Source organism: Affinirhizobium straminoryzae, from assembly GCF_007004135.1.
GTDB lineage: Bacteria > Pseudomonadota > Alphaproteobacteria > Rhizobiales > Rhizobiaceae > Neorhizobium > Neorhizobium straminoryzae.
On the sequence record NZ_VJMG01000056.1, the window covers coordinates 1 to 24,833 of the forward strand.

The window sequence follows — 24,833 nt, forward strand, 5'->3', positions numbered from 1 at the left end:
CGCCATCGCCCAGCGCCGGCAGCCGGCGCACCATGCCGCCGACCCGGTAGTCATAGGCCAGCGGCCAGCCATCGGCGCCCGCCACCACGCTCACCCGGTCGGGCCTCAGCAGATGCAGTTCCCGCACCGGACCGGCCACCGACAGTCCCTCGACATAGGCATTGCCGGAGAGCAGCAGATGGCCGAACAGCGCCTCCAGGAAATCGGGCCCCGCCATGCGCGGGTTGGGCCGCGCCATCAGCGTGAGCGCCGGATGCGCCGACAGCTCCCGCTCCCCGCCATAGGCCAGCCAAGGCACCGATGCGGCGGCTTCGGCAATCATGCGGATCGACCGGTAGACCACGGGATTGCGCATCATGCCGGCCCGCGCCAGCGCCGCATAGGAGCGGCCGGACCAGTGTGCGGCCCCCTCGCCGGAGAGGATGGCGAGACCGGCCGTCTGCGCCTTGCGCTCCGAACCGCGACCGGGCTCCCGCAGGGAGCCGGCAGGCAGGGCCGTGGCAAGGCGTTCCGCCGCAGCACGCCGCGGCAGGCGAAAAGGCATCTTCATGGGCAGCGATCCTTTGCAGGGCGCGCAGGGCAAAAACCTCCGCCCGAGGGGCGGATGGCATGGCGCGCAGAGGTTCAGAGTTCAGGAATCCCGAAGGTGACGGTCGACGTCCAGCCTCCCGGAAAGGAAAGAGGAGCACACGCATGCATCCGGAATGCCCGCACGGTCATGTGGCCGTTCGCAACAGGCCGTCGCGGAGGCGCGCATCCGGGCAGGCGACAGGACGCCCGCCCGAAGGGTTTCAGCGCCGATTGCCGCTCAGGCAGCCTTGGTATAGCTGATCGCCGCGTAGAACGTCCGCGCATAGGCCGCGATGTCATCGGCCCGGTCCAGGCGGTTGATGATCTGGCGCGCCCCGCGCCAGTCCTCCACTGATCCGTTGAAGAAATCGGCCAGTTTCTTGCCGGTGAAGCGACCATGAATCATACCATCGAACAGGATGTGCACGGCCACATCGTCTTCGAGCGCCTTGTCCGGATCGTTCTCGATGCCATAGGTGCGGTAATTGTTGCGGCCGGTGATCTGCACCAGACCGCGCCCGCGATAGCGCCAGCCATCACCGCTGGCCTCGTCGCCATTTCCCATGCGATTGGCATAGGCCCGATTGGCGATCTTTTGCGGGTTGCGCTGGCAGGCCTGCGCATCGGCCGGCGAAAAATACTTCGGAAACACCTTCAGCAGCCCTTCTGCGCGATAATTGAGGTTTTCCTGCACCGGCTGCATGGCCGCACCCGTCTCATGATAGGCGGTGGCGAGTGCATAGGCCAGCCAGCGGTCGTCTTCGTCGGCGTGGCTTTTCAGCCAATAGGTGATGATCGCCTCCAGCCCGTCGCCCTGGGCAGGCGTCATGCCCTTGGCGAACAGCTTTTGCGTCACCTGATCGAAGAAAAACACCGTATTGATCATGAATTCCCTCTCTTTCTGCTTGGCCTCATGCCCCGACAGACGGCCGTCCCCTGCCGCAGCCTTATGATGCCACAGCCAAGGCGCAATGCACGCGCTTTATTCTTGCCTTTTACTTGAAAGTCCTGTTTCCGCACAAAATCCGGCCGGGATGCTGCATCGCACCATGCCGCCAAGCCCTTCAATCGATTTTAAATTTAGCTAATCGGTTTAGACGCCGGGCGCCCTCTTTACTTTCCGCTAACGCTGTGGAACCAAACGATCACGGGGATGTTATTGCACCCGCAACGCTTGGACCACCTCTGGCCCTCTCTGGAAGGAGATCATGATCATGCAGCAGCCCGTGACCGCCGCCGCCAATGCCACGACCCCGAAGCAGCAGATCCCCCAGCATTTGGTCGAGCGCCTGGAATCCGAGTGGAAGCAGATGCGCGATGCAGCACCCACCCCGGCCAAGGCCCGCTGATCCCCTTTTCGTTCCCGGCCGGAGGCAGGCCCTGCCTCTGCGCCTTATGCCTGGCCTCGTGAACAGCCATCGTCCCTGTCGCGGCAAGGCAGCCGGATAATCGCCGGGCGCCGCCGCGGCTAACGCTTGTCAACGCTCCCTGGCATCTGCACGAAACGCGCCGGCCCACGAGGCGGGACGTGTTGTTTCTGACACAAGCGCCCCATTAAAGCCCACGAACACGCGGCTCCGCCTGCCCCTCCAGCAGCAGCGCCGTCAGCGCCCAGACCAGCGCATCGAGCCGGTCCGGAGAGCGCCCACCGGACAGCCCATCGGGGCCGAAATCGCACATCTGGTCTTCCAGTTCCACGAAGCGGCCGGCATGGGCCACCCGTCCCTGCTCGTAAAGCGCCGCCACCGGCTCGGCCCGCAGATATTTTCCACGCGTGGCCCGCACCTGCGTCAGCGGCAGGGTCTCGTCGACGCTGCGCAGCATCGCCGCCACCATCTCGCCGCCCTGGTTCACCTCGGCCACCACCCGGTCGGCGGCGAAGCGACGGAAGGCTTTCACCACCGCCTGCGCCCAGCCGGCGGGGCTCAAGCCCTCGACCGAGCAATCGGCCAGCACCACCGCCCGCCCGCCCGTTTCAAGCCCGGCCACCACGATGCCGCAGCAGGATGTTGCGCCCTGCCCGGAGGGCGGATCGACCGCCACCACGATGCGCCGAAGGGCCCCGGCAAAGCGGATGACCAGCGCCTCCAGATCGGCACGCTTCCACAGCCCGTCGCTGCGGTCCTCGATCAGTTCGCCCTCCAGTTCCTGCCGGCCGAGCCGCGTTCCGCGATACCGCTCCTCCAGCGCGGTGAGAAAGCCCGGCGCCAGATGCTCGGCATTGTCGCGGGTGGCAATCTTCACCAGCCGTGTGGCGGGATCGGCGATCAGCCGCTTCAGCACCGGCACCGGCCGCGGTGTCGTCGTCACCAGTTGGCGCGGTGCGGTCCCCAGCCGAAGGCCGAACTGCAGCATGTCAAAGGTGTCTTCCGCATGCTTCCACTTCGCCAGCTCGTCGCACCAGGCGAAGTGAAACTGCGGCCCGCGCAGGCTTTCCGGATCCTCCGAGGAAAAGATCTGGGCCACCGCCCCGGTCGGCCAGACCAGCCGGCGGCGGGAAATCTCGAAATCCGGCGCAAGCCGCCCGGCAATCCGGCAAATGCCGGAGACGCCATCGATCATCACCTCGCGGGCATCGCCCAGCGTTTCCGCAACCAGCGCAATGCGCAGGTCGGAGCGGGGAGATGCCGTTGCAAGCCCATGAACCCATTCGGCGCCGGCGCGTGTCTTGCCGGAGCCGCGCCCGCCCATCACCAGCCAGGTGCGCCAGTCGCCGGCTGGCGGCTTCTGCTCGGCGCGCCCTGCAAGCGTCCAGCTGCGGCAGAGACGCCCGGCCTGACGCACCACCCGCTCCGGCAGTTCGAGGGCGCTCCGCTGCCGGTCTGGCGCCAGCGTATCAGGGACAGGCGCAACCAATGCCGAAGTCTGCGCCGCACCGTGCCGTGCACCACCCGCGCCAGATGCCGTGCCTTCGGCCTTCCGGTCCTCGCCAACATGCCTCATGCCGCCGGAAAACTCCTCAAGCACCGTTTTTGCTGACATCAGTGCCGTCTGGGTGGCCTGCGACGGGCGGTCCGGCCCCAGCCGCACCGTGGCCGCCGTCGACAGGGCGGAAAGCGCCGTCATCGTCCTGTTTGCCGTCCATCTGCCAGCGCCGGAACAGTTCCGTTGCCCGTGCCTCGATAAGCTGCCGGACATCGCGCAGCGCCTCCTCAAATCCGGTTTCCTCGGCCCGCCTTTCGGCCTCTTCCGCGCGGTCGCGGGAGATCTGCCGCTGCAGGCTGTCCACCTTTTCCAGTGTCCTGACGATCAGCGACATGGCATCGGTCGCCGCCTTCAGGTCGGCGCGCGCCAGCTTCTGGGCTGCCTCGTCGCCCTCGGCCGCCTGCCGTTCGGCCTCGGCGCGCAGGGCACGGAAGGCGAGGAACTGCGCCCGCATCTCGCGCGTCATCTCGTTCAGCAGCAGCCGCAGATCTTCGGTGCCCGCCTCCGCATCCGCCGATTTCAATTCCAGCAGCACCGCATCGGCCTCGTCCGCCAGCCCCTGATCCGGTGCCAAAGCGAACAGACCGAACAGCGACACATCGATCTTTTCCAAGCCATCCATGCGTCTCTCCCTGTCCCGCCGGGCCTTTCCTTCATCCAAAGGCTCCGCCACGCCGGGATGTGTCCCGCGCGCAAAAAGTCCCGCCTTGCATGTCCGGATAAAAAAACGGCCCCAGGTTCGTGACAGAACCGTGAGGCCGCAGACTGGAAGTTATCGCACCGGCGTCGCCGCCAGTCGCAATTCTTCGACTATGCAGAGATCATGTCACAGCGCCGTCACGCCGTCAAGGATTATTTTCCTATATCGCTGCATTTTCCGAACGCGCGGCGGCGGCGGCGGAAATTCCCACCGCTGCCGAAACCGGATGCTCCGCCCCGCCACCGTGCCCGTGCAACCGGGTGGCGTCCGCAGGCGCGTGCAGTCGATCCGGCGCCGCAACCCGGATCTCCAGCTGCGGCAGGCCGAGCGGGATCACGCCCGCATCCCGCGCCAGAAGGCCAAAACCTTCGGTGTCGATCAGGTGGCGGTAGGGCCGCTCGGGAAACAGCAGGCCGGCCCGGTGGCAATCGGCATCGACCATCAGCATCGCCCCGCCCACGCCGTGCAGCGGCACCGTGTCCAGGTAGCGCAGATCGTCCAGATGACGGCGGAAAGTCCCGCGGCGCGGCGGCTGCAGCAGCCCTTGGCGCACATGGCCGTAGAAATCCGCGCGCGTCGGCTCGGCGATCGTCAGAAAGGAGCCCGCGTCGGCGCTTGGCCCGCCGTGGTCGTGCACGGCATGCGGCACCGCGATCCGCCCCCCGGCTGCCCTCAGCCGCGCCACGATGTCCGGCGGATAGTCCGTGACGCCGGTGCCGATCCACAGCACCCGGTCATGGCGATCCGTCAGCGTCTGCGCCAGCAGCGCGTTACGGGTAGCCGCCAGCCTTGCCAGCGCGCCGCGTCTGCCCCGCACCGGCCCATAAGACCTGCGACCGGTCCTGACGATGCCCGCCGACGCGAACCGGCTGCCATGTCGCGCGATGAAGGTCTCGAGCACATCGGAGATCTCGTCACGGCCGCCGACCTGCCCGAACCAAAGATGCAGCCGTTCACGCGGATGGCCGAGCGCCAGCAGGCCTTCGCAAAAGCGCAATAGCTGTGGCTCGGCCTTGCCCATGGGAACGAGCACGAGCAGATGATCGTCATCGGAGGCTTTTTGCGGTGCGCGCTGCAGCCGCGCCCTGTCGAGCCCCGCAAGCATGCGCTCCGGGTCAAGGCGCGGGCCGCCGAACAGGCGGTCGCCCAGCTGCCGCAGACGCGCCACCTTGCGCGGCCACCAGTGCTGGCGGCTGCGCGGATACCAGCTGCCCTTCCACAGATGGGTGGAAAGCGTCAGGTGCCCATAGGGTCCGTGGCGCGCACCGCCGGAGGGCTTGCCATGCACATCGATATCGGCAAACAGGCCGCAGGCATTCAGCGCCAGACCATCGGGATCGGCATAGTCGCGCACGGCTGCCGTCAGAACCAGCGGCCCGGTCGTTTCCAGAACATCGCCGTGCCGGCGCTCCGCCATCCGGCGGCAGAGATCGGTCACCATGTCCCAGAACGGATGCCCCGGCGGGCTTGCCATCGTGCCGTTGAACCACAGGCGGTCGAGCCCGCGCACCAGCGCCGGCTGCCAGTGGCGCGCCGGCTCCTCGCACAGGATTACCCGCGGATCCCCCGCAAGCGGCTCCAGCGAGGCAAGACAGCGCGTATCGACATCGGCATAGAGGCCGCCGAACCGTTGAAGGATGCAATAGCGGGCAAGATCCGCCCGTTGAACCGGCCGGGCATAGGACAGGTAGAGATCGAGAAGATCCGGCCTTTCCTGTTTAAAGAACGCCAGAAGATCGTCGTCGGTCCAGAACCGGTATTCCCAGCCTGGATTATGCGCGATCCAGCTTTGCGGATCGCCCATATCCTCCGGCACCTTGCGCGTCTTCCAGGTCTGGTGAATGATCCGGGGGATACCGCAGGCAGACGTCACAATTCTTCATCCGGATCGGGCAGATAGGTCGATGCGCCGTTCATCGACGCCTTGTCCCGCCATAAGGCGAATTCCGATATTTTGTCAATATTTTCACCGTTTCTCACGTGCCGCGCTCCGCCGTTCCCCGGCGCCTGCGGTCTTTGTTGAAACAAAACCGGTCGCCTGCGATTGAGATGGAAACAGGAGAAGGAGACGATCAATGCATCAGTTCGAAGGCGGGTGCCTGTGCGGCCGGGTGCGGTTCGTGGCCAGCGGCGCGCCCTATCGCGTCGGCCTCTGTCACTGCCTCGATTGCCGCAAGCATCACGGCGCGTTGTTTCATGCCTCGGCGATCTTCCCGCAGAAGGCCGTCGCAGTCGAAGGGGAGACCGGCAGCTATGCCGGCCGCTTCTTCTGCCCGCATTGCGGATCGCCGGTCTTTGCCCGAACCGGCGATGAGGTGGAGATCAACCTCGGCTCGCTCGACCAGCCGAACCAGGTTGCGCCCACCTACGAACTCTGGACCATCCGCCGCGAGGCCTTCCTGCCCGCGTTTCCCGGCCTGAAATCCTATCCCGGCAATCGCGAATCCAGCAGCCGGTCGGAGCCATAGAACCGACCGCCGGCCGGCAAGGCGCGGTTTCGTCTCTCACGTCCCGCAAAAGGTCCGCAGCACCCGTTCCTCGTCCTTCGGCGCCTGCGTGTAGTCGGCAAACTCCGGGCGGTCGTTGTAGGGATCGGAGACGGCCTCCAGCAGGCGCTGGAAGGGGGCAAGATCACCCTCGGTCGCGGCCACAATCGCCTCCTCGATGCGGTGGTTGCGGGGAATGAGCGCCGGGTTGGCGGCACGCATCAGGGCGGCCGGGCTTGCCGCCCCCTCGCCTGCCGGCTGGCGGCCCAGCCGTTCGCGCCACAGCGGCAGCCAGGCCTCCGCCTTCTGCCAGGGCGCAAAACCTTCCACGAAGGATGCCTCGGCGGCAAGGCGCGTCTCGCCGCCGGCAGCCTCCGCTTCCGCCAGTTTGGCAAGCCGGCGGAAGGTCAGGGTAAAATCGGCGCGCCCCTCCTGCATGGCGGCCAGCAGCGTCTGCGCCAGCTCACCATCGCCGGGCTCCTCGGTGAAAAGCCCCAGTTTTTGGCGGAAGACGGCAATCCACGCCGCCTGGAACTGTTCGCCAAAGGCCTTCAGCACGGCGTTCGCCGCCTCCACCGCCCGCTCCTCGTCGGCGTCCAGCAGCGGCAGCAGGCATTCCGCCAGCCGCGCCATGTTCCACTGGCCGATGCCCGGCTGGTTGCGATAGGCATAGCGTCCCTGCTGGTCGATCGAGGAAAACACCTTCATGTGGTCGTATTCATCGAGAAAGGCGCAAGGGCCGAAATCGATCGTTTCGCCGGAGATCGTCATGTTGTCGGTGTTCATCACACCGTGGATGAAGCCGACCCCCATCCACCTTGCAATCAGTTCCGCCTGCCGCGCCGCCACCCGCTGCAACAGGGCAAGGGCCGGTTTCTCCGCCCCCTCCAGATCGGGATAGTGCCGGGCGATCACGTAATCCACCAGCTGTTGCACCGCCTCGTGATCGCCGCGGGCCGCAAAATACTGAAACGTGCCGACCCGCACATGGCTTGCCGCGACGCGGGTGAAGACGGCGCCGGGCAGCACGGTCTCGCGATAGACGGGATCGCCCGTCAGCACGGCGGCCAGCGCCCGCGTCGCGGGAATGCCAAGCGCCGCAAAGGCTTCGGACACGATATATTCCCTGAGCACCGGCCCGAGTGCCGCACGCCCGTCACCGCGACGGGAAAACGGCGTCGGGCCCGCCCCCTTCAGCTGGATGTCACGCCGCACGCCGTCGGCATCCACCACCTCGCCGAGCAGGATCGCCCGCCCATCCCCCAGCTGCGGCACGAAATTGCCGAACTGGTGGCCGGCATAGGCCATGGCCAGCGGCTGCGCCCCCGGCGGCAGCACGTTTCCGGAAAAAATTGCCGCAAGACGCCCGGCATCCGTTTCGTCAAGGTCGAGCCTAAGTTTTTTCGCAAGCGCCCCGTTGAAGGCGATCAGCACCGGGCCGGACACGGCTTCCGGATAGACGGACGCGAAAAAGCGGTCCGGCAGGCGTGCATAGGAATTATCGAAGGGAAACAAAATCTTACTCCTTGCTGGATCGGCGTGCCGCCGGCATGCCCGCGATCCCGTGACCGCCAGCATAAGGGTCTCCTCCCCCAAACCGCAAGCGGTGAAAGAGGCTCCCGCCCCTGCCCATTCCGCAGGCATTTCCACCGCGGCAAGCCGCATTTTCAATCATTGCTGATACTGTGTTGTATATTAGCTACAGCCATATGAACCGCACGCCCTAGATGCGATCCTGTTGCTCATGAAAGGGAAACGAGACAATGAAGAAAATCCTGCTCCTGGCCACGGGCCTTGCCATCTCCACCTCCTCCGCAGCGCTTGCTGCCGATGCGATCTATGAAGCACCGCAGGCGCCGGTCGCCCAGGAACCGGTTGTTCCCGCCTTCACCTGGTCCGGCCCCTATGTCGGTCTGCTCGGCGGCTACGGCTGGGCCAATGGCGATTTCAGCGGCGCGGCGATCGGTTCCGACGATTTCGACGGCGGCCGCATCGGCGGATTCGCCGGCTATAACTGGCAGATGTCGAACGGCTTCGTGCTCGGCGTCGAAGGCGACGTGAACTACGACTGGAACGACAACGATTATACGGGCGGCTTCAACGCCGGCACCGACTGGTCGGGCTCCGTGCGTGGCCGCGTCGGCTATGCCATGGACCGCGCGCTGATCTTCGCCGCCGGCGGCTGGACGGCCACCAACGGCTTCGTCAAGGGCCCGGGCATCGATTCCGACAAGACCTTCAGCGGCTGGACCATCGGCGGCGGCATCGACTACGCCTTCACCGAGAAGATGTTCGGCCGTCTGGAATATCGCTACAACGATTACGGCGACAAGAACATCAGCGGCATCAATGCCGATTTCGATCAGCATGTCGTCAATGTCGGCATCGGCGTGAAGTTCTGATCCCCTTTGCACGGTTTGACTGTGCAAGAGGCCTCTCCCCGCCCGGCGGGGAGAGGTTTTTCAGTTGCGGCGTCTCTCAGGCAAGTCCCAGCCGTTCGGGGCTGTAGCCCGCGTCACGGATGGCGGCTTCCGCCTTGCCGGCATCGCCGCCCTCGATGGTCACCCGGTGGCCGGCGAGATCGACCGCGACGGGAACGCCCGGCAGCGCCCTGTCCAGCGCCTGTTTCACCGTCTTCTCGCAATGGCCGCAGGTCATGTCGGGCACGTGGAACGTGGTCATCTTTTCATCTCCTCCAGTCATACCAGATTGTCGACAATGCCGCTCATGGCGCCCGCCGGCGGGAACGCGAAGCGGCGGGTATCGGCGGCGGAACATGGCCGGCCAGATCCTCGAGGATCGGGCAGTCGGGGCGCCCGTCGCCGCCGCAGCAATGGGCGAGATGCGACAGCGTCTTCACCATGCCCTCCATCTCGGCAATGCGGCGCTTCAGGTCGGCAATGTGCTGCACCGCCACCGCCTTCACCGAAGCACTCTCGCGCGAGCGGTCCTGCCACAGCGCAAGCAGCCGCTCGGTCTCTTCCAGCGAGAAGCCGAGCGAGCGGGCCCGCTTGATGAAGCGCAGCACATGCACCTCGTCCTCGCCATAGACGCGGTAATTGTTGTCGCTGCGGGCGGACGGTCTGATCAGCCCGATCTGCTCGTAATAGCGGATCATCTTGGCCGAAACCCCGGAGGCCTCTGCCGCCTGTCCGATGTTCATCGCATGCCTCCCGAAAGATCGAGCGTCTTCAGCCGCAACGCGTTGGTCAGCACGAAGACGCTGGAGAGCGCCATGGCGCCGGCGCCGATCATCGGCGACAGCTGGATGCCGAAGGCCGGATAGAGCGCACCGGCCGCCAGCGGGATCAGCGCCACATTGTAGCCGAAGGCCCAGAACAGGTTCTGGCGGATATTCGCAAGCGTCGCGCGGCTGACCGCAATCGCATCGACAACCGCTGTCAGATCGCCGGCGGACAGCACCACATCGGCGCTTTCGATGGCCACATCCGTGCCGGTGCCGATGGCAAGGCCCACATCGGCCGCCGCCAGCGCCGGCGCATCGTTGATGCCGTCGCCAACGAAGGCCACCCGTTCGCCGCGCGCCTGAAACGCCTTCAATGCGTCCACCTTTCCGGCCGGCAGCACCTCGGCCACCACCTCCCCGATGCCGACCTCGGCGGCAACCGCACTTGCCGTCAGGGCATTGTCGCCGCTTACCATGGCGACCTTGAGGCCAAGCGCCTTCAGCCGCGCAATCGCCGTCCGGCTCGATGGCTTCAGCGGATCGGAGACGGCGAGGATCGCCGCCAGCCGCCCGTCGATCGCCGCATAGAGCGGCGTCCTGCCGGCCCGGCCCAGCCCATCGGCCCTCTCGGCAAACGCCGCAACCGACAGGCCGAGCCTTTGCATGAAGCGGTCGGCGCCGATGGCGACACGGCGGCCCTCGACGACCGCCTCGATGCCATATCCCGCCTCGGCCCGAATGCCGGAGGCCGCCGGCACGGCAAGGCCGCGCGCCTGAACGGCCGCGAGAATGGCCTCGGCCACCGGATGTTCCGAGCGCGCCTCCACTGCCGCCACGGCAGAGAGCACGGCATCCTCGTCAAAGCCCTCGGCCACCGCCACATCCGTCAGTTCGGGGCGGCCGCGCGTCACGGTGCCGGTCTTGTCCAGCACCACCATGGTCACGCCCTGCAGGGCCTGCAGCGCATCGCCCTTGCGAAACAGCACGCCGCGTTCTGCCGCGCGGCCGGTGCCGACCATGATCGAGGTCGGCGTCGCAAGCCCCATGGCGCAGGGGCAGGCGATGATGAGGACCGCAACCGCCGCCACCAGCGCATGCGGCAGCGCAGGTTCAGGGCCGAGGAACAACCAGATCCCGAAGGTCAGCAGCGAGATAGCCATGACCGCCGGCACGAACCATGCCGTCACCCGGTCCACCACCGCCTGGATCGGCAGCTTGGTGCCCTGCGCCTGTTCCACCAGCCGGATGATCTGGGCAAGCAGCGTATCGCCCCCCACCCTGTCGGCCCGGAAGCGGAAACTGCCGGTGCCGTTGATCGTGCCGCCCACCACGGCGGAGCCGGCCTTCTTTTCCACCGGCAGCGGCTCGCCGGTCATCATCGATTCATCCACGTGCGAGGCGCCGTCGAGCACGGTGCCATCCACCGCGATCCGCTCGCCGGGGCGCACGATCAGCACGTCGCCGGGCTCCACCGCCTCGGCGGGAAGATCGACGGTCTCGCCATGACGCTCCACCCGCGCCGTCCTGGCCTGCAGGCCGAGCAGGCGGCGGATGGCAGCCCCCGTGCGGCCTCTCGCCCGCGCCTCCATCAGGCGGCCGGCCAGGATCAGCGTCACGATCACGGTTGCCGCCTCAAAATAGACATAGCGCGCCTCGGCCGGCAGCAGGTGCGGCGCGAAGGTGGCGACGAGCGAATAGGCATAGGCCGAGAGCACGCCGAGCGCCACCAGCGCATTCATTTCCGGATGACCGCGAAAAAGCGCCGGCAGCCCGGTTTTCAGGAAGCGGAAGCCGGGGCCAAAAATCACCGCCGTGGCGAGCGCCGCATAGCCATAATAGAGAAGCCGGGTGTCGACCGTCCCCATCAGCCAGTGATGGAAGGGCGCATAGAGATGCCCGCCCATCTCCAGCACGAAGAGCGGCAGGGTGAGGAGAACGGCAACCGCCAGATCCCGCTTCAGCCGCGCGGCATCCTCTTCGTGATGATCATGCGGCCCGGCGCTGCCGGACTCCTCCTGTGCATGCCCCTGCGCCAGCGCGGAATGGCCACCCGCCGCAACCGGGGCCGCCGGCTGCGGCGCAAGACCCTGCCCCTTCACCACTGCCCGCAGGCTGCGGGAAAGATCCCGCCCGAAGGCCTCCACCGTCACTTGGGCCGCCCCCGGCGCAAACGACGCGGAGACGACGCCGGGCAGCGCCGCAAGCGCTGCCGCAAGCCGCGCGGCCTCGACCTCCGTCGGCACCCGTTGCAGCGCAAGCGTCACCTGCTCCGGCTTCGGCTCGTAGCCCGCCTTGCGGATCGCCTCCGCCAGCAGGCCGGCCGAAAAGCCCTCGCCCGGCTCGACCGTCAGGCTTTCGGTCGCAAAGTTGACGGCGCTGGAGGCCACCCCCGGCACCTTCGCCGCCGCCTGCTCCACCCGACGCACGCAGGAGGCACAGCTCATGCCCTCCACCGGAATGATCAGCGGCTCGGCGCCGGCGAGGGTCCGGGCGGTGGTCACGGTCTGGTTCATGCCTTCCATCCTTCCGGGACGCGCATGGGGCATCCCTGTCTTTCTCCCATGTAGGGCTTCCCATCATGGGAAGGTCAAGGGCGGGCAAAAACATCGACCGGTGACAAAGCGGCGCAGGGACCAGGGTCCCGCCTGACCCGGATGAAGTCTTGCCCGCGATCAGCTCTCGCGGGGATCAGGCCTTGGAGACCGCCGGCCCGCAAAGCGCAGGCCGGCGCGGGCCGGCCCATGGGGATCAGCCCCACCGAGGTCAGGCCAGCAGGGCGCAGACGAACGGGATCAGCCCATGCGATCCGTCAGGCCTTGCCCATTTCATAGAGAAACAGTTGCGTTCGGCGCCGGTCGGGCAGTTCCCACACCGCATCCGGCGCTACGTCCGGCACGGCAAAGCTGTTGGAGACGAGCAGGCTTCCGGGCTTCATCTCGGCTTTCGCCTTGGCAAACAGTCTTGGCATGGGTTCGGGTGAGAGGAAGGCATAGACGAGATCGGCCTCCGACAGATCCGTCGTCCACAGATCCTGCCGCAGAATGGTTCCGCGCCCGGTCAGGCGGGAAAGCGCCTTCGAAACGAGAAAGGCCATCGGCGCCGTTTCCACCCCAGTGGCCCGGCACTCTTCCCCGGCCAGCGCCCGCACCACACCACCAAAACCGGAGCCGAGATCGATGGCATGGCGCACGCCCCGCTCCCGCGCCAGATCCGCCAGCGCCGCCGCCGTGACCCCGTTCGTCAGGTAAAGCGGCACCCGCTCGCGCGCCGTGTTGGAATAGAAGAGATAGAGCAGCACGAAGGCCAGCCCGAAGGGCCAGGCGGGCAGACTGCCGAATGTCAGCCCCAGCCCGAGCGCTGCCGGAAACAGAAGCGCGATCCACACCCACCAGACCGGCAGCCGCAACAGAACCGTCAGCCCCGCCGCCAAAAGCGCCTGCACCCCCACCGCCGCCCAAGACCACCAGCCCCCCGCCGGCAGCAGAGGCCGCAGAAGGAGAAGCAGCGCCAGCACCAGCCCAACCGCCAGCCCCTGCGCCAGCACCGCACCAAGAATGGGAAACCGCCGGATCATGTTCATGCGGGCGAGGATAGAGGAGATTCGGGGGGAGCGGGAGTGGGGGATTACCGGGGGATGGCAGTGGGGTTGGATGGGAATGGCGACCGTCGGATCTAATACGATGGTAGCGGAAACGCCATCGATCTATCGTGCTGGGAGAAAACGGCCCAAAGCCTCCTTGGCGATTAACCTACCAAGCCATCAACAAGACAACCTCGACGAGTTCCGGGCGACCGCCACACTTCTCAACTCGGAGACAGATGGCCGTCTTTACCGCGCTGCTATGTACTTCTCAATGGATATCTGAGATGTTGCGGAAGCAATCACCATACGGTCATCATGAGATCTCCCCGCTTTGACATACGCGCCAGGAAACTGCGTGCGATCTTTTCGGCACAGAACATCGAAAGGATTTGGAGGGAGAAAGTCAGATTCTCCATGCGAGATCAATTCATTTGCGATGGCATTGAGAACTTCGATTTTCACGTATCGCGCAAAATAGAGAGCCAAAAACTTTCACACCTGATATTGTCAGGCGATTACGCTCCACAGAAGGCACAACGAATACTAGTAGAAAAAAGCAAAGGTCTTTGTAGGCAGCTCGTCATTCCAAGTGTACGGGATGCCATCGTTCTACAGTGCTTATCTGATGCCCTTTATTCTGAGATCAAAGGCAAGGCACCTACGAGCAAGGCGTTCTTTGAGCCGAAGGATCACAAGTTCTCTTCTCCCCCGAGTGGTTATGGCACGTTCGCAGCTTGGCTGAATTTCCAGAAAGAGCTTTTTGAATTCTCCAAGACCCGCAAGTTCATCGTAGTGACGGACATCGCAAATTATTACGACAGCATTTCCTACGTTCATCTTCGAAACGCGATCGCTTCAATCAGTGGCGTCGACGAATGTGTGCTCGATATGCTGATCTACGTTCTCGGCGATCTGCTTTGGCAACCTGACTACACTCCTCGCATCGAGGTCGGTTTACCGCAAATCAATCTTGATGCACCCCGCTTACTCGCGCATTGCTTCCTCTATGAGCTAGATTCCTACCTCGCCAGCGACCCCGGGCGAGACTTCGTGCGTTACATGGACGATATCGACATTGGCGTCGATACGATCGTCGACGCCAAGCGGGCCTTGAAGACAGTTGATCTTGTCCTCCAGACGAAACAGGTTCGTTTGAACAGCGGGAAAACAGTAATCCTTACCCAATCCGAGGCTATACGGCATTTTTGTATTCTCGAAAACGCTCGCCTAGATACGGTACAGGCAAGTGTCGACCATCGCCTAAAACACGGGCTTCCGTTGGACAGGCAGCGCGCCCTTGTTGAAGCCAGAGTACGGCTAGGAATCCGTAAAAAATCATTCGACGCCGGAAACGGCGAAAAGGTCCTGAAACGGTGGCTGGGTCTTGCGACAAAAACCGGCGCTATCGTGAAACCGGAAGTCCTAGAAGACCTGATTAAGCGACGTCCGGCCGTCCGGGAAAATGTTTATGCGTTAATAAGAAGCCGCCCTCTGACGCCGTCGGTGGCAAGTGTTTTAGCGAGGGCAGGTCAGTCAGGTCTTCTTGTGGACGACGCCGCAATGGTCGATATGGCGAATTATCTTGTTGAGACCCTCGTCAAAACAAGGCGCTGTCACCCTATGCTTGAAACCGTCATCGAAAGTAACAGTCCGCAGAGCTATTTTGGAGTCTATTCAAGGCTTTGGCTCCAATCGAAATATGGAACGCCAGCCCAGCTTCTTGCGACTCTTCAAGATACCCGCAAAGTCTGGGCCCCACATGACCGGCTGGGACGCCTCGCGGCATCGTTCTTTCCTTTGTTTCTGGGTTCACCCGAAGAGGCCCCCCTAAGAAACCTTCTTGCGGACACTCTGAACGCCGGAGTGCGCGAGGCCTATAAGTTCCATATGAATCTTGCCAAGGACCTCCCTACCTTCAAAGCAATGTTCGACGCCCTAAAGGCGCCTAATCCGTCCCGCGGAACTGGTATAACGCACGCGAAATTCCTTTGTCTCATATCGGCATTGAGAAACCCCGCCGCACCGCCCGCTTGGATTGCGACCTTGAGAACGAATCATTCCCTTGCCTTCGAAGACAGCTACTACAAGGCCATAGCCAAGCGTCTCGGGATCTAACTCACTTGCCCCAAGGAAGCATCTGTCCACTTCGATGTACTTTCGGCTGAGGAACTGAAAAACCGCTTCGCGCCGAAGCTGAGCCGATACACCGTGTCGGAGACGACCAGGATCCAGAGCCCCTGATCAAAGCAGGAACCGAGTCCGCTTTCGGCCACAGACAAAGGCTGACCCTACGACTGTTAAGGAGGCCCAAACCCGACACGCAAACCAGCCAGATAACAGCCGTAAATCGGTTGTCCTGCCATTCCGCCCCCTCACCCCGCCTCCGCTTTGCTCGGCAGACCTCTCCCCGAGGGGAGAGGGGAAAAGCGAGCCCGTGCCGCAAATGGTTAGAGTTTCGATAGAGGGCGCAGACGGCGCGATTGATCCCTTCTCCCCAGCGGGGAGAAGGTGCCCGAAGGGCGAATGAGGGGGGCGCGCCGCAACTGTCCTGCCCCCCACAAAAACCTACCGCGTCACATAGTTCCGCCAGTCGTGTTCCTCGCGAAAACCCAGCACGTCGCGGATCTTGGCATTGCTGATCGGCGCCTCAAAACCGTCGAGCGAACCGGTGATCGGGGTGCCGGGGGCCCATCGGGCAAGGAAATCGCGGGTGGGTTCGTCGGCGGTGATCGTGTCGTTGACGGCGTTGAACACCTGGAAGCCGAGGCCGTCCTTGCCCAGGCAGAGATCGACGATCTGGCCGAGATCGCGGGCGTCGATATAGCTCCAGGCATTGCGCTTGCGCATCGGCGGGTTGGCGAGATACTGCGGAAAGTTCGCGTAATCCTCGGGCGAGACGACATTGCCGATGCGCAGCGCATAAATGTCTGCCTTGAAGCGCATGGCAAAGGCGCGCGCCGTCTTCTCGTTCACCACCTTGGAAAGGCCGTAGCTGTCCATGGGGTCCACGTCATAGTCTTCCGTCAGCGGGAACTGGTGGTAATCCTTGTCGCCTTCCGCAAAGCATACGCCATAGGTGGTTTCGCTGGAGGCGATGACGACCTTCCGGATGCCGAGCTTCATCGCCGCCTCGATGACATTGTAGGTGGAGAGCGTGTTGGCGGCAAAGGTGGTGTTGTCGGGCTGGATGAGAATGCGCGGCACGGCGGCAAAATGCACCACGGCATCCACCTTGGCCGGGCCATCCCCCGTTTCCAGCCCGTCAAAGCCAAAATGCTGGGAGAGCGCGTTGAACACTTCGCCGGAATGGGTGAGGTCGGTGATCAGCGTCTCCACACCCTCGCCCGGAAAGGGTTTGAGGTCGAGGTTCAGCACCCGGTGCCCCTTTTCCTGCAGATAGGGCACCACATGCCGCCCCGCCTTGCCGCTGCCGCCGGTGAAAATGATCCGCTTGCCCATGGTAAAACGCCTCCCGTTTGATGCTGTCGGGCAGAGATAGGGGATGGGCCGGCGGATGGGAAGAGGATCGTCCCTCAGCGTGATATGAGGCGGCCGGGGCGGAAGCCGGCGTCAGCGGGCAAAGCGGCGGGCGCCGGCCACGCAGGCCACAACGCAGAGCGTCACCGCCAGCATGGCGGGGCTGACCGCTTCCCCCAGCACGAGCGCCGCCAGAAGCAGGCCGAAGAAGGGCTGCAGCAGCTGCAGCTGGCCGATCGCCGCCGTGCCGCCGAGCGCCAGTCCCCGATACCAGAAGATGAAGCCCACCATCATGCTGAACACCGAAACATAGGCGAGCCCCGCCCAGGCCGGGGCCGAGATGGTGGCAAACGAGGCCGGCAGCGTCAGCGCCGCCATCACCGTCATCACCGGCAGCGCGATCAGCAGCGCCCAGCAGATCACCTGCCAGCCGCCGAGTTTTCGTGAGAGCTTTGCACCTTCCGCGTAGCCCAGCCCGCAGAGCAGGATTGCCGCGCACATCAGAAGATCGCCCGCAAGCGCGCCCTCCCCGCCCTTCGCCAGCGCAAAACCCACCACGCAGGCGCTGCCGAGGCCGGAAAACAGCCAGAACAGCGGGCGCGGCCGCTCCGCCCCGCGCAGCACCGCAAAGCCGGCGGTGGCGAGCGGCAGAAGCCCGATGAACAGGATGGAATGGGCCGACGTGATGGTCTGCAGCGCGAGCGCCGTCAGAAGCGGAAAGCCGACGACGACGCCGAGCGCCACGACGGCAAGCGGCACGAGATCGGCCCGCGCCGGCTTCTTTTCCCGCATGACCAGCAGCAGCGCCGCGCCGATCAGCGCGGCAATCACCGCACGCGCCGAGGTGAGGAACAGCGGCGCAAGATCGCTGACCGCCACGCGCGTGGCCGGCAGCGAACCGCTGAAAATGATGACGCCCAGCAGACCGCTGCCGACGCCGCGGAAGGATGTGTGCATGAAAACCCTCGCAGATGAGGCCTTCATTTTCACAGGACAGGGGCTTGCCGCCGAGATACAGTACCGTACAATTTCGCCAAACTGTATGGATAATTCCTGCCATACAGTGCACTCCATCACGATGCGCCATCCGGCCATCCCCGCCGGCCGGCGCATCCGTCGCCGGCCAACACCATGAGGACACCGATGCCGACCGCGTCTGCCCGCAGCGCCCCGATGGTTCCGGATGCGGCCGCCGCCTCTCCCTCCTCCTTTCCCCTCGCCTCCCCCCTCGCGTCTCCCCTGGGGCGCACCCGTCTCGTGATGGAAACGATCCGCCTGCGCATCGCCGCCCGCGCGCTCGGCCCCGGCGACCGGCTGCCCTCGATCCGGGGGCTGGCGGCAAGCCTCGGCGTTTCGCCCTCCACCGTGGTGGAGGCCTATGACCGGCTGGCGGCGGAGGGGCAGATCCGCGCCCGGCGCGGCGCGGGCTTCTTTGTGGCCTCGGGGGCCGCCCCCCCGCTCTCGCTGACGGAGATGCAAAGCCCTGCCGCCCGCGCGGTCGATCCCTTCTGGGTCACGCGGCAATCGCTCGATGCGGCTGGCGACCGGCCGAAACCCGGCTGCGGCTGGCTGCCGGCCGACTGGATGCCGGAGGCAGCGCTGCGCAAGGCGCTGCGCCAGGTGGCGCGCGGCGAAACGCGGCTGCTGATGGAGTATAGCCCGACGCTCGGCGCGCCGTCGCTGCGCAGGGTGATTGCCGCCCGGCTTTCCGAGGAAGGGCTTGCCGCGCCGCCGGAGCAGATCCTGCTCACCACCTCGGCCACGCAGGCGCTGGATCTCGTCTGCCGCCTGCTGCTGAGGCCGGGCGATCCGGTGCTGGTGGACGATCCCTGCTTCTTCAATTTCCAGGCCCTGCTGAAGGCGCATCAGGCGCGCATCCTCAGCGTGCCCTTCCTGCCGGGCGGGCCGGATCCGGCAGCCTTCGAAGCGGTCGTGGCGCGGGAACGGCCGCGCCTCTACCTCACCAATGCCGCCCTCCACAATCCGACCGGCGCCTCGCTCCTGCCGCAGGTGGCCCACCGGATCGTGGCGAGCGCCGCCCGATACGACATGCCGATCGTGGAGGACGATATCTTTGCCGATTACGAACCGGACCCCTCGCCGAGGCTGGCCGCCCTCGACGGGCTCTCCAACGTCATCCGCATCGGCAGCTTTTCAAAGACGATCTCGGCTTCGCTGCGCACCGGCTATATCGCCGCCCGGGCCGACTGGATCGCGCCGCTGACCGACCTGCAGGTGGCCGGCCATTTCAGCGGCCCGAGCCCCTTCGTGGCAGCAGTTCTGGCGGAACTTCTGACCGGCGGCTCCTACCGCAAACACCTGGACGACCTGCGCCGCCGGCTGGCGGGTGCAAGGCGGACGGCGGTGCAGATGCTTGCCCCGCTCGGCATCTCCCCCGTGCTTCTGCCCCGCGGCGGCTTCACCCTCTGGTGCCGCCTGCCGGACGGCGTCGATGCCGTCGCCATGGCGGAAGCCGCCCTGTCCCAGGGCACGGTGCTTGCCCCCGGCAACGTGTTCAGCCCGACGCTCTCTGCGCCGAACCTGATGCGCTTCAACGTGACCCAGATGACCGATCCCCGCCTGCCGGAGGTGCTGAAGGCGGCGATGCGGGGCGCGTGAGGGCATCAGAAGGCCCCTCTGGCGGCAGCCATCACCGCCACAAGACAAGGCTATTCCATCTGAAACAAGGCTCCTGCCCACCAAGAGAAGGACTGTAACCCAGCCGACCCGCCGAAGCCGATCAAGGCCCGGGCGGGTGCCTCAAACCGTCTCCCTTGTGGCCGGGTGAGGAGCGTTTTCCGAAGCGAGGCAATCGATCCAGTCAACCGATTGCCGCGACAAACGCGGCAGCAAGAGGGGGCCTTCGCGCATATTACCTCGAATGTCACGCATTCGATCACCGCGCCTTCGCGGTCTCCCCCACCGTCAGCGGCCAGTCCACGAGGTAATCCTCGAAATCGTCGACATCCACCTCCTCCTCGGAAATGGTGCGGCCTTGCGCGGAAATACCGGCCTGGTGCACGGTGTCGGGGTCGCCGGAGATCAGCGGGTGCCACCAGTAGAGGTCCTCGCCGTCGCGCACCAGGCGATAGCCGCAGGTGGGCGGCAGCCAGGGGATTTCGTGCAGGCTTTCCACCGTCAGCTGGATGCAGTCCGGCACCGTTTCCTGGCGGTTCTCGTAGTCCTTGCAGCGACAGCTTTGCCCGTCCAGCAGCCGGCAGGCCACCGAGGTGAAGGCCACCTCGCCGGTGTCCCAGTCCTCCAGCTTGTTGAGACAACAGAGGCCGCAGCCGTCGCAGAGGCTTTCCCATTCGGCCTGGGTCATTTCGTCCAGGCGTTTCGTTTTCCAGAACTGGTTTTCCATCTTGTCTTTTTAGCACCGGCTGATCAAAGTCTGAAGGAGGGGGCGGCAAAGCGCTGTCGCCTGCCCCGGCGTCAACCATTTGTCAGCCATTTTCGCCGTAAGCGGTTGGTGAAGGCTTTTCCTGCTTCGTGCGGGATGCGTCAAGCCGTCCGGGTCCCAGCAAGGAATTTCCAAGGTGCAGGACGATCCCCATCCTTCCCGAAGCAAGCGTCGCCGCAGGCGGCATCTGCTGCTGCGCATCGACAGCTGGATCGATTCCACCATCTGGACGGCAGGCTTCCGGGCCGCCGAGATCTGGGAGGAAATCACCATCTTTTCGCGCCGGTTTCGCGTGCGCGGCTGGAAGCGGGTGGTGGTGGAACTGGCCGACGAGGCAATGACCTTCGGCACGGCGGGCTGCGTGCTGCTGCTCGCGCTGGCGCTGCCGGCCTTCGAGGAAACCAAGAAGGACTGGCGCAACCATGGCGATTTCGCCGTGACCTTCCTTGATCGCTACGGCAACGTGATCGGCCATCGCGGCATCATCCACGAGGATTCGGTGCCGATCGACAAGCTGCCGGATCATCTGGTCAAGGCGGTGCTGGCGACCGAGGACCGCCGCTTCTTCAGCCATTTCGGCATCGATTTTCTAGGCCTCGCCCGCGCGCTCAACGAGAACGCCAAGGCAGGCGGCGTGGTGCAGGGCGGCTCGACGCTGACCCAGCAGCTCGCCAAGAACCTGTTTCTCACCAACGAGCGCTCGCTGGAGCGCAAGATCAAGGAAGCCTTCCTGGCGCTCTGGCTGGAGGCGAACCTGTCGAAGAAGGAGATCCTGCGGCTTTATCTCGACCGCGCCTATATGGGCGGCGGCACGTTCGGGGCAGCCGCTGCGGCACAGTTCTATTTCGGCAAGAACATCACCGATGTGAACCTTGCGGAGGCCGCGATGCTGGCCGGCCTGTTCAAGGCGCCGGCCAAATATGCGCCGCATGTCAACCTGCCGGCGGCGCGCGCGCGTGCCAACGAGGTGCTGACCAATCTGGTGCAGGGCGGACTGATGACCGAGGGCCAGGTGGTGGCGGCACGGCGCAATCCGGCCAGCGTCATCGACCGGGCCGAACAGCCGGCGCCGGATTACTTTCTCGACTGGGCCTTTGACGAGGTGCAGCGGCTGGCGGCAGATGGCCGGCTGAAGAAGCATTCCGTCATCGTGCGCACCACCATCGACATGGGGTTGCAGCAGGCGGCCGACGATGCGGTGGAAAGCTCGCTGCGCGAATATGGCGACAGCTACAAGGTCAAGCAGGGCGCGCTGGTGATGATCGAGACCGGCGGGGCCGTGCGCGCCATGGTGGGCGGGCGCGATTACGGCGAAAGCCAGTTCAACCGCGCCACCAAGGCGCTGCGCCAGCCGGGTTCCTCCTTCAAGCTCTATACCTATACGGCGGCGATGGAGCATGGTTTTACGCCGGACACGATGATTTCCGATGCGCCGATCACCTGGCGCGGCTGGTCGCCACAGAATTATGCCCGCTCCTACAAGGGCCGCGTCAGCCTGCTGACGGCCATGGCGCAATCGCTCAACACCGTGCCGGTGCGGCTTGCCAAGGAGGAACTCGGCATCGACGTGATCGTCGAGACGGCGAAGAAGATGGGCGTCGAGACCCCGCTGCGCACCGACAAGACCATTCCGCTCGGCACCTCGGAAGTCACCGTCATGGATCAGGCCACCGCCTATGCGGTGATGCCCTCCGGCGGGCTGCAGACGCGGCGCCACGGCATTGCCCAGGTGATGGATTACGAGGGCGACGTGCTCTACGATTTCGACCGCGACGAGCAGCCTGCCCGGCGCGTCGTCAGCGAACAGGCCATGGCCTCGATGAACCGTATCCTCACCCAGATCCCGGTGATCGGCACCGCGCGGCGGGCGGCCCTCGATGGTGGCATCGTCACCGCCGGCAAGACGGGCACCTCGCAGGCCTATCGCGATGCCTGGTTCATCGGCTTCACCGGCAATTACACGGCCGCCGTCTGGTTCGGCAATGACGACTTCACCTCGACCAACAACATGACGGGCGGCTCGCTGCCGGCGATGACCTTCAAGAAGCTGATGGATTACGCCCATCAGGGCATCGAGCTGAAGCCGATCCCCGGCATCGACAACCCGCTGCCGAACGGCAACCACGCGACCGGCACCCCCGTTGCCGCCAAGGGCGCGGAACCCGGCCCGCCGGCCCTCAGCCGCCCGCGATCGCTATCGGCCGACAGCACGCGCCTTCTGCGCCGCATCGCGCGCGATCTCGCAACCGCCCCGCCGCTGCCTGCCCAGAAGATGGCGGAAGCGACGCCCGCGGCGATCGGCGCGAGCGTGGAGCGATAACCGACCTTCGCCATTTTCCCGCGCGGCAAACAGTGCTACCGCTCATCACCCTGAACCACAGAGGTTGAACCGCTTTTGTTTCGCCTGCCCCTTCTCGTTGCGCTCGCCCTGATCGTCGCCTTTGGCGTCGGCATCGGTTCGACGCGGGTGGCGCTTGATGCCACGACCGGCTTCGGCGCGATCCGGCTCGGTGCCTGGGAGGCCTTTCCCGAGGCGCAGACGGTCAATGCCGATCCCTATGCCAAGGCGCACCGCGCCAATGGCGGGCGCCTGCTCTATGGCAGCGCGGAGGGCCTGAGCTTCACGGCGGCGACGGACGAGAAAGGCGAGCGGCTGAACGGCAACTGCACCTATCTGGTTTCCGGCCAGACGCCGCAGGCAAGGCTGTGGACGCTGTTTGCCACGGGCAGCGAGGACCGGCTGCCGAATGCGTCCGACGGATTGCCGGTGGCGCTGAATTCCCGCAGCGTGCTGCGCGAGCAGAACGGCAGCTTCGTCATCACGGTAGCCGCAACCGCCGAACCCGGCAACTGGCTGGCCGTGGAGGCGCAAAAGCCCTTCCGGCTGGTGCTGACGCTGCTCGACACGCCGACGGCCGGCAGTTCCGGTCTGATCGACCTCGCCATGCCGCGCATCGACCGCATCGGGTGTGGCCATGCTTAAAGTTCTGCTCGCCATCCTGACCGGTCTCGTGGGTGCCGGTCTGCTGCATCTGGTGATCATTCTCGCCCTGCCCTATTACAGCGAACGGGATGCCTATAGCCGGGTGCTGCGCGAGGGGCCGTCCTTCGAATTCCATGTGCTGGGGCCGGGGCGCGATCCGGCCGGTCTCGGCCGCACCGATCCGTTCCTCGATATTGCCGTCTGCGCCTTCGATCTGGATGAGGGGCCGGTCCAGCTGACGGCGAGCGGCGAGGTGCCGTTCTGGTCGCTCGCCACCTTCGACGCCGCATCGAACGAAACCTTCAGCATCAATGATCGTACTGCCGTCGATGGCGCGCTGGACGTGATCCTTGCGACACCCGTGCAGGCCACCCGGCTGCGCAAGGCACAGGCGCCGACCCTGGCCCAGTCGATCATCGTCGAGACACAGCAGACGCAGGGCTATGCGGTTCTGCGGGCCATGGCGCCGCAGGCAAGTTTTCGCCCGCAGACAAGCGAGTTCCTGAACGGCGCCGGATGCCTGCCGCTTTCGGCGGCTCCCCAGACGGCACGCTGAGAGGACGCGACCTGTCGGTGCGCCTTTATCCCCTCTGTGTCTCGCGATGCCTTACTGGCTGTCTGCGCGCAAGGTCAGTTCGTCCATCAGCCGGTGGCTCATCTCCTCGCGCCGCTCGTAGCGCACGCCGGTAAACAGCAGCACGGCCGCATCACGCGCCTCCGGCATACGGGATGGGGGCTGCGGCCTGCGGCCTTTATGCTCTGCCCGCCATGCATTCATCACCACGATCTCTGCCATGCTCGTCTCCATCAAGAGTTCGAGACGGATGAAGGACGGACCGATTTCACCCTGCCCCAAGCCGGGGCCGGCGCACCTCGTGCCCGAGGCATCTGCGCCTTTCTCGTCAGCCCCGGAGCCTTCCGGTATCCGGGGATCTGCGCCAAGGGAAACGCATGGAACCCTTCACGGTTTCACGGCGCTGCATGTTTATCGAACCGGGGTCAAACCGGTTCATCCCGAAACAGGATCTTGCAGAATCGTTTATGCGTCCCTCCTGAAATACAGCCATAACGCCGTTAACAATTTGCTAAGCGGGGCCGCCCCTCTCGGGCGGGAATGGGAGAAAGCGACGGCTGTGGCCGGGTGTTGCGGCAATGCCCCTTCATCCTGTCGAGCTTGCCTGTGGAAAACCAAGGGATTGTCGGGATTTCCGGGACAATCCGGCATCGCAGCCTGCCGCCAGACGACGGGCACCCGGCCAGGAGTCCCTGCGTTTTACGGCCTGGCTGCATGGCCTGCCATGGCACGGACGGCGGCGGACCTGTGCCGGCGGGAGAAACCTCTTCACCAGCCATTAACCTCATTTCCGTAACATGGCTTAACCATGCCATGACGGTGGTGGCGTGCCTTGCACCCGGTGCTGCCCTGCCGTCATCGATTTGCCCGTCCAGAGGACAGGACGACGGCCGCTCCGGGGGCCGCGCGCACGCTCTGAGCCTTGTATCGTTTGTAATGCGTCGG

22 protein-coding genes are annotated in these 24,833 nt (G+C 65.1%); 8 read left to right on the plus strand and 14 right to left on the minus strand.

All coding sequences use genetic code 11. The features are described 5' to 3' along the window. Positions 1 to 550, minus strand: a 550-nt coding sequence (locus tag FNA46_RS18315) for a phage portal protein (protein WP_143126654.1), incomplete at its 3' end; no start/stop codon positions are given. A 258-nt stretch (positions 551 to 808) separates the two neighbouring features. Next, complete coding sequence (locus tag FNA46_RS18320) at positions 809 to 1,456, minus strand: hypothetical protein (protein WP_143126655.1); 648 nt, start codon at positions 1,454 to 1,456, stop codon at positions 809 to 811. A 322-nt stretch (positions 1,457 to 1,778) separates the two neighbouring features. Here FNA46_RS18320 and FNA46_RS26135 point away from each other — a divergent pair, with 322 nt between their 5' ends. Then, positions 1,779 to 1,919 (plus strand): hypothetical protein, encoded by a 141-nt coding sequence (locus FNA46_RS26135; RefSeq protein ID WP_185969908.1) that lies wholly within the window; start codon positions 1,779 to 1,781, stop codon positions 1,917 to 1,919. A gap of 205 nt (positions 1,920 to 2,124) precedes the next feature. Here the strand turns inward: FNA46_RS26135 and FNA46_RS18325 are convergent, their stop codons facing one another. From FNA46_RS18325 to FNA46_RS18335, 3 genes are all read right to left on the minus strand, one after another. Continuing rightward, on the minus strand, positions 2,125 to 3,636 hold the full coding sequence (locus FNA46_RS18325; protein WP_246103178.1) for a DNA-packaging protein: 1,512 nt from the start codon (positions 3,634 to 3,636) through the stop codon (positions 2,125 to 2,127). After that, positions 3,530 to 4,117 carry a hypothetical protein gene (locus FNA46_RS26140; protein ID WP_185969903.1) on the minus strand — a complete coding sequence of 196 codons (588 nt, stop codon included), beginning with the start codon at positions 4,115 to 4,117 and terminating at the stop codon, positions 3,530 to 3,532. The genes FNA46_RS18325 and FNA46_RS26140 overlap by 107 nt, the downstream gene beginning before the upstream one ends. Positions 4,118 to 4,355: 238 nt before the next feature. Then, positions 4,356 to 6,068: a glycosyltransferase gene (locus FNA46_RS18335; RefSeq protein ID WP_143126657.1), complete on the minus strand. Its 1,713-nt coding sequence runs from the start codon at positions 6,066 to 6,068 to the stop codon at positions 4,356 to 4,358. A gap of 202 nt (positions 6,069 to 6,270) precedes the next feature. Between FNA46_RS18335 and FNA46_RS18340 the strand changes: the two genes are divergently transcribed. Further along, a complete protein-coding gene (locus tag FNA46_RS18340; RefSeq protein WP_143126658.1) occupies positions 6,271 to 6,663 on the plus strand; it encodes a GFA family protein in 393 nt (130 codons plus the stop codon). A gap of 36 nt (positions 6,664 to 6,699) precedes the next feature. On the opposite strand, the gene FNA46_RS18345 is transcribed toward FNA46_RS18340, so the two are convergent. Then, positions 6,700 to 8,196 carry a protein adenylyltransferase SelO gene (locus FNA46_RS18345; RefSeq protein WP_246103180.1) on the minus strand — a complete coding sequence of 499 codons (1,497 nt, stop codon included), beginning with the start codon at positions 8,194 to 8,196 and terminating at the stop codon, positions 6,700 to 6,702. A gap of 248 nt (positions 8,197 to 8,444) precedes the next feature. On the opposite strand from FNA46_RS18345, the gene FNA46_RS18350 reads away from it, so the two are divergent. After that, a complete protein-coding gene (locus FNA46_RS18350; RefSeq protein ID WP_143126660.1) occupies positions 8,445 to 9,083 on the plus strand; it encodes an outer membrane protein in 639 nt (212 codons plus the stop codon). Between the two features lie 76 nt (positions 9,084 to 9,159). Here FNA46_RS18350 and FNA46_RS18355 read toward each other — a convergent pair whose 3' ends face one another. The 4 genes from FNA46_RS18355 to FNA46_RS18370 form a co-directional block, all read right to left on the minus strand. Further along, complete coding sequence (locus FNA46_RS18355; RefSeq protein WP_143126661.1) at positions 9,160 to 9,363, minus strand: heavy-metal-associated domain-containing protein; 204 nt, start codon at positions 9,361 to 9,363, stop codon at positions 9,160 to 9,162. Between the two features lie 43 nt (positions 9,364 to 9,406). After that, positions 9,407 to 9,844: a Cu(I)-responsive transcriptional regulator gene (cueR, locus tag FNA46_RS18360; RefSeq protein WP_143126662.1), complete on the minus strand. Its 438-nt coding sequence runs from the start codon at positions 9,842 to 9,844 to the stop codon at positions 9,407 to 9,409. Continuing rightward, a complete protein-coding gene (locus FNA46_RS18365) occupies positions 9,841 to 12,381 on the minus strand; it encodes a heavy metal translocating P-type ATPase (RefSeq protein ID WP_210245898.1) in 2,541 nt (846 codons plus the stop codon). Before FNA46_RS18365 ends, cueR begins: the two co-directional genes overlap by 4 nt. Positions 12,382 to 12,677: 296 nt before the next feature. Continuing rightward, the gene (locus FNA46_RS18370; protein WP_246103182.1) at positions 12,678 to 13,442 is read right to left on the minus strand and encodes a class I SAM-dependent methyltransferase; all 765 of its coding nucleotides are present in this window, start codon (positions 13,440 to 13,442) and stop codon (positions 12,678 to 12,680) included. Positions 13,443 to 13,865: 423 nt separating this feature from the next. Here FNA46_RS18370 and FNA46_RS18375 point away from each other — a divergent pair, with 423 nt between their 5' ends. Beyond that, positions 13,866 to 15,566 carry an RNA-directed DNA polymerase gene (locus FNA46_RS18375; RefSeq protein WP_210245899.1) on the plus strand — a complete coding sequence of 567 codons (1,701 nt, stop codon included), beginning with the start codon at positions 13,866 to 13,868 and terminating at the stop codon, positions 15,564 to 15,566. A 450-nt stretch (positions 15,567 to 16,016) separates the two neighbouring features. Here the strand turns inward: FNA46_RS18375 and FNA46_RS18380 are convergent, their stop codons facing one another. Together FNA46_RS18380 and FNA46_RS18385 are read right to left on the minus strand one after the other, a co-directional pair. Next, a complete protein-coding gene (locus FNA46_RS18380) occupies positions 16,017 to 16,910 on the minus strand; it encodes an NAD-dependent epimerase/dehydratase family protein (protein WP_143126665.1) in 894 nt (297 codons plus the stop codon). Positions 16,911 to 17,021: 111 nt separating this feature from the next. Continuing rightward, the gene (locus FNA46_RS18385; RefSeq protein WP_143126666.1) at positions 17,022 to 17,885 is read right to left on the minus strand and encodes a DMT family transporter; all 864 of its coding nucleotides are present in this window, start codon (positions 17,883 to 17,885) and stop codon (positions 17,022 to 17,024) included. A 303-nt stretch (positions 17,886 to 18,188) separates the two neighbouring features. Between FNA46_RS18385 and FNA46_RS18390 the strand changes: the two genes are divergently transcribed. Beyond that, entirely contained in the window at positions 18,189 to 19,547 is a 1,359-nt protein-coding gene (locus tag FNA46_RS18390) for an aminotransferase-like domain-containing protein (protein ID WP_143126704.1), read from the plus strand. Between the two features lie 277 nt (positions 19,548 to 19,824). Here FNA46_RS18390 and FNA46_RS18395 read toward each other — a convergent pair whose 3' ends face one another. Further along, positions 19,825 to 20,292: a YcgN family cysteine cluster protein gene (locus FNA46_RS18395; protein WP_143126667.1), complete on the minus strand. Its 468-nt coding sequence runs from the start codon at positions 20,290 to 20,292 to the stop codon at positions 19,825 to 19,827. 175 nt (positions 20,293 to 20,467) lie between these two features. Between FNA46_RS18395 and FNA46_RS18400 the strand changes: the two genes are divergently transcribed. From FNA46_RS18400 to FNA46_RS18410, 3 genes are all read left to right on the plus strand, one after another. After that, on the plus strand, positions 20,468 to 22,651 hold the full coding sequence (locus FNA46_RS18400; RefSeq protein WP_185969904.1) for a transglycosylase domain-containing protein: 2,184 nt from the start codon (positions 20,468 to 20,470) through the stop codon (positions 22,649 to 22,651). A gap of 75 nt (positions 22,652 to 22,726) precedes the next feature. Then, positions 22,727 to 23,314, plus strand: coding sequence for a DUF1214 domain-containing protein (locus FNA46_RS18405; protein ID WP_143126669.1), 588 nt, complete (start codon positions 22,727 to 22,729; stop codon positions 23,312 to 23,314). Then, positions 23,307 to 23,870 carry a DUF1254 domain-containing protein gene (locus FNA46_RS18410; protein ID WP_143126670.1) on the plus strand — a complete coding sequence of 188 codons (564 nt, stop codon included), beginning with the start codon at positions 23,307 to 23,309 and terminating at the stop codon, positions 23,868 to 23,870. Before FNA46_RS18405 ends, FNA46_RS18410 begins: the two co-directional genes overlap by 8 nt. 51 nt (positions 23,871 to 23,921) lie before the next feature. Here the strand turns inward: FNA46_RS18410 and FNA46_RS18415 are convergent, their stop codons facing one another. Continuing rightward, complete coding sequence (locus FNA46_RS18415) at positions 23,922 to 24,110, minus strand: hypothetical protein (protein ID WP_143126671.1); 189 nt, start codon at positions 24,108 to 24,110, stop codon at positions 23,922 to 23,924. Positions 24,111 to 24,833 lie beyond the last annotated feature (723 nt).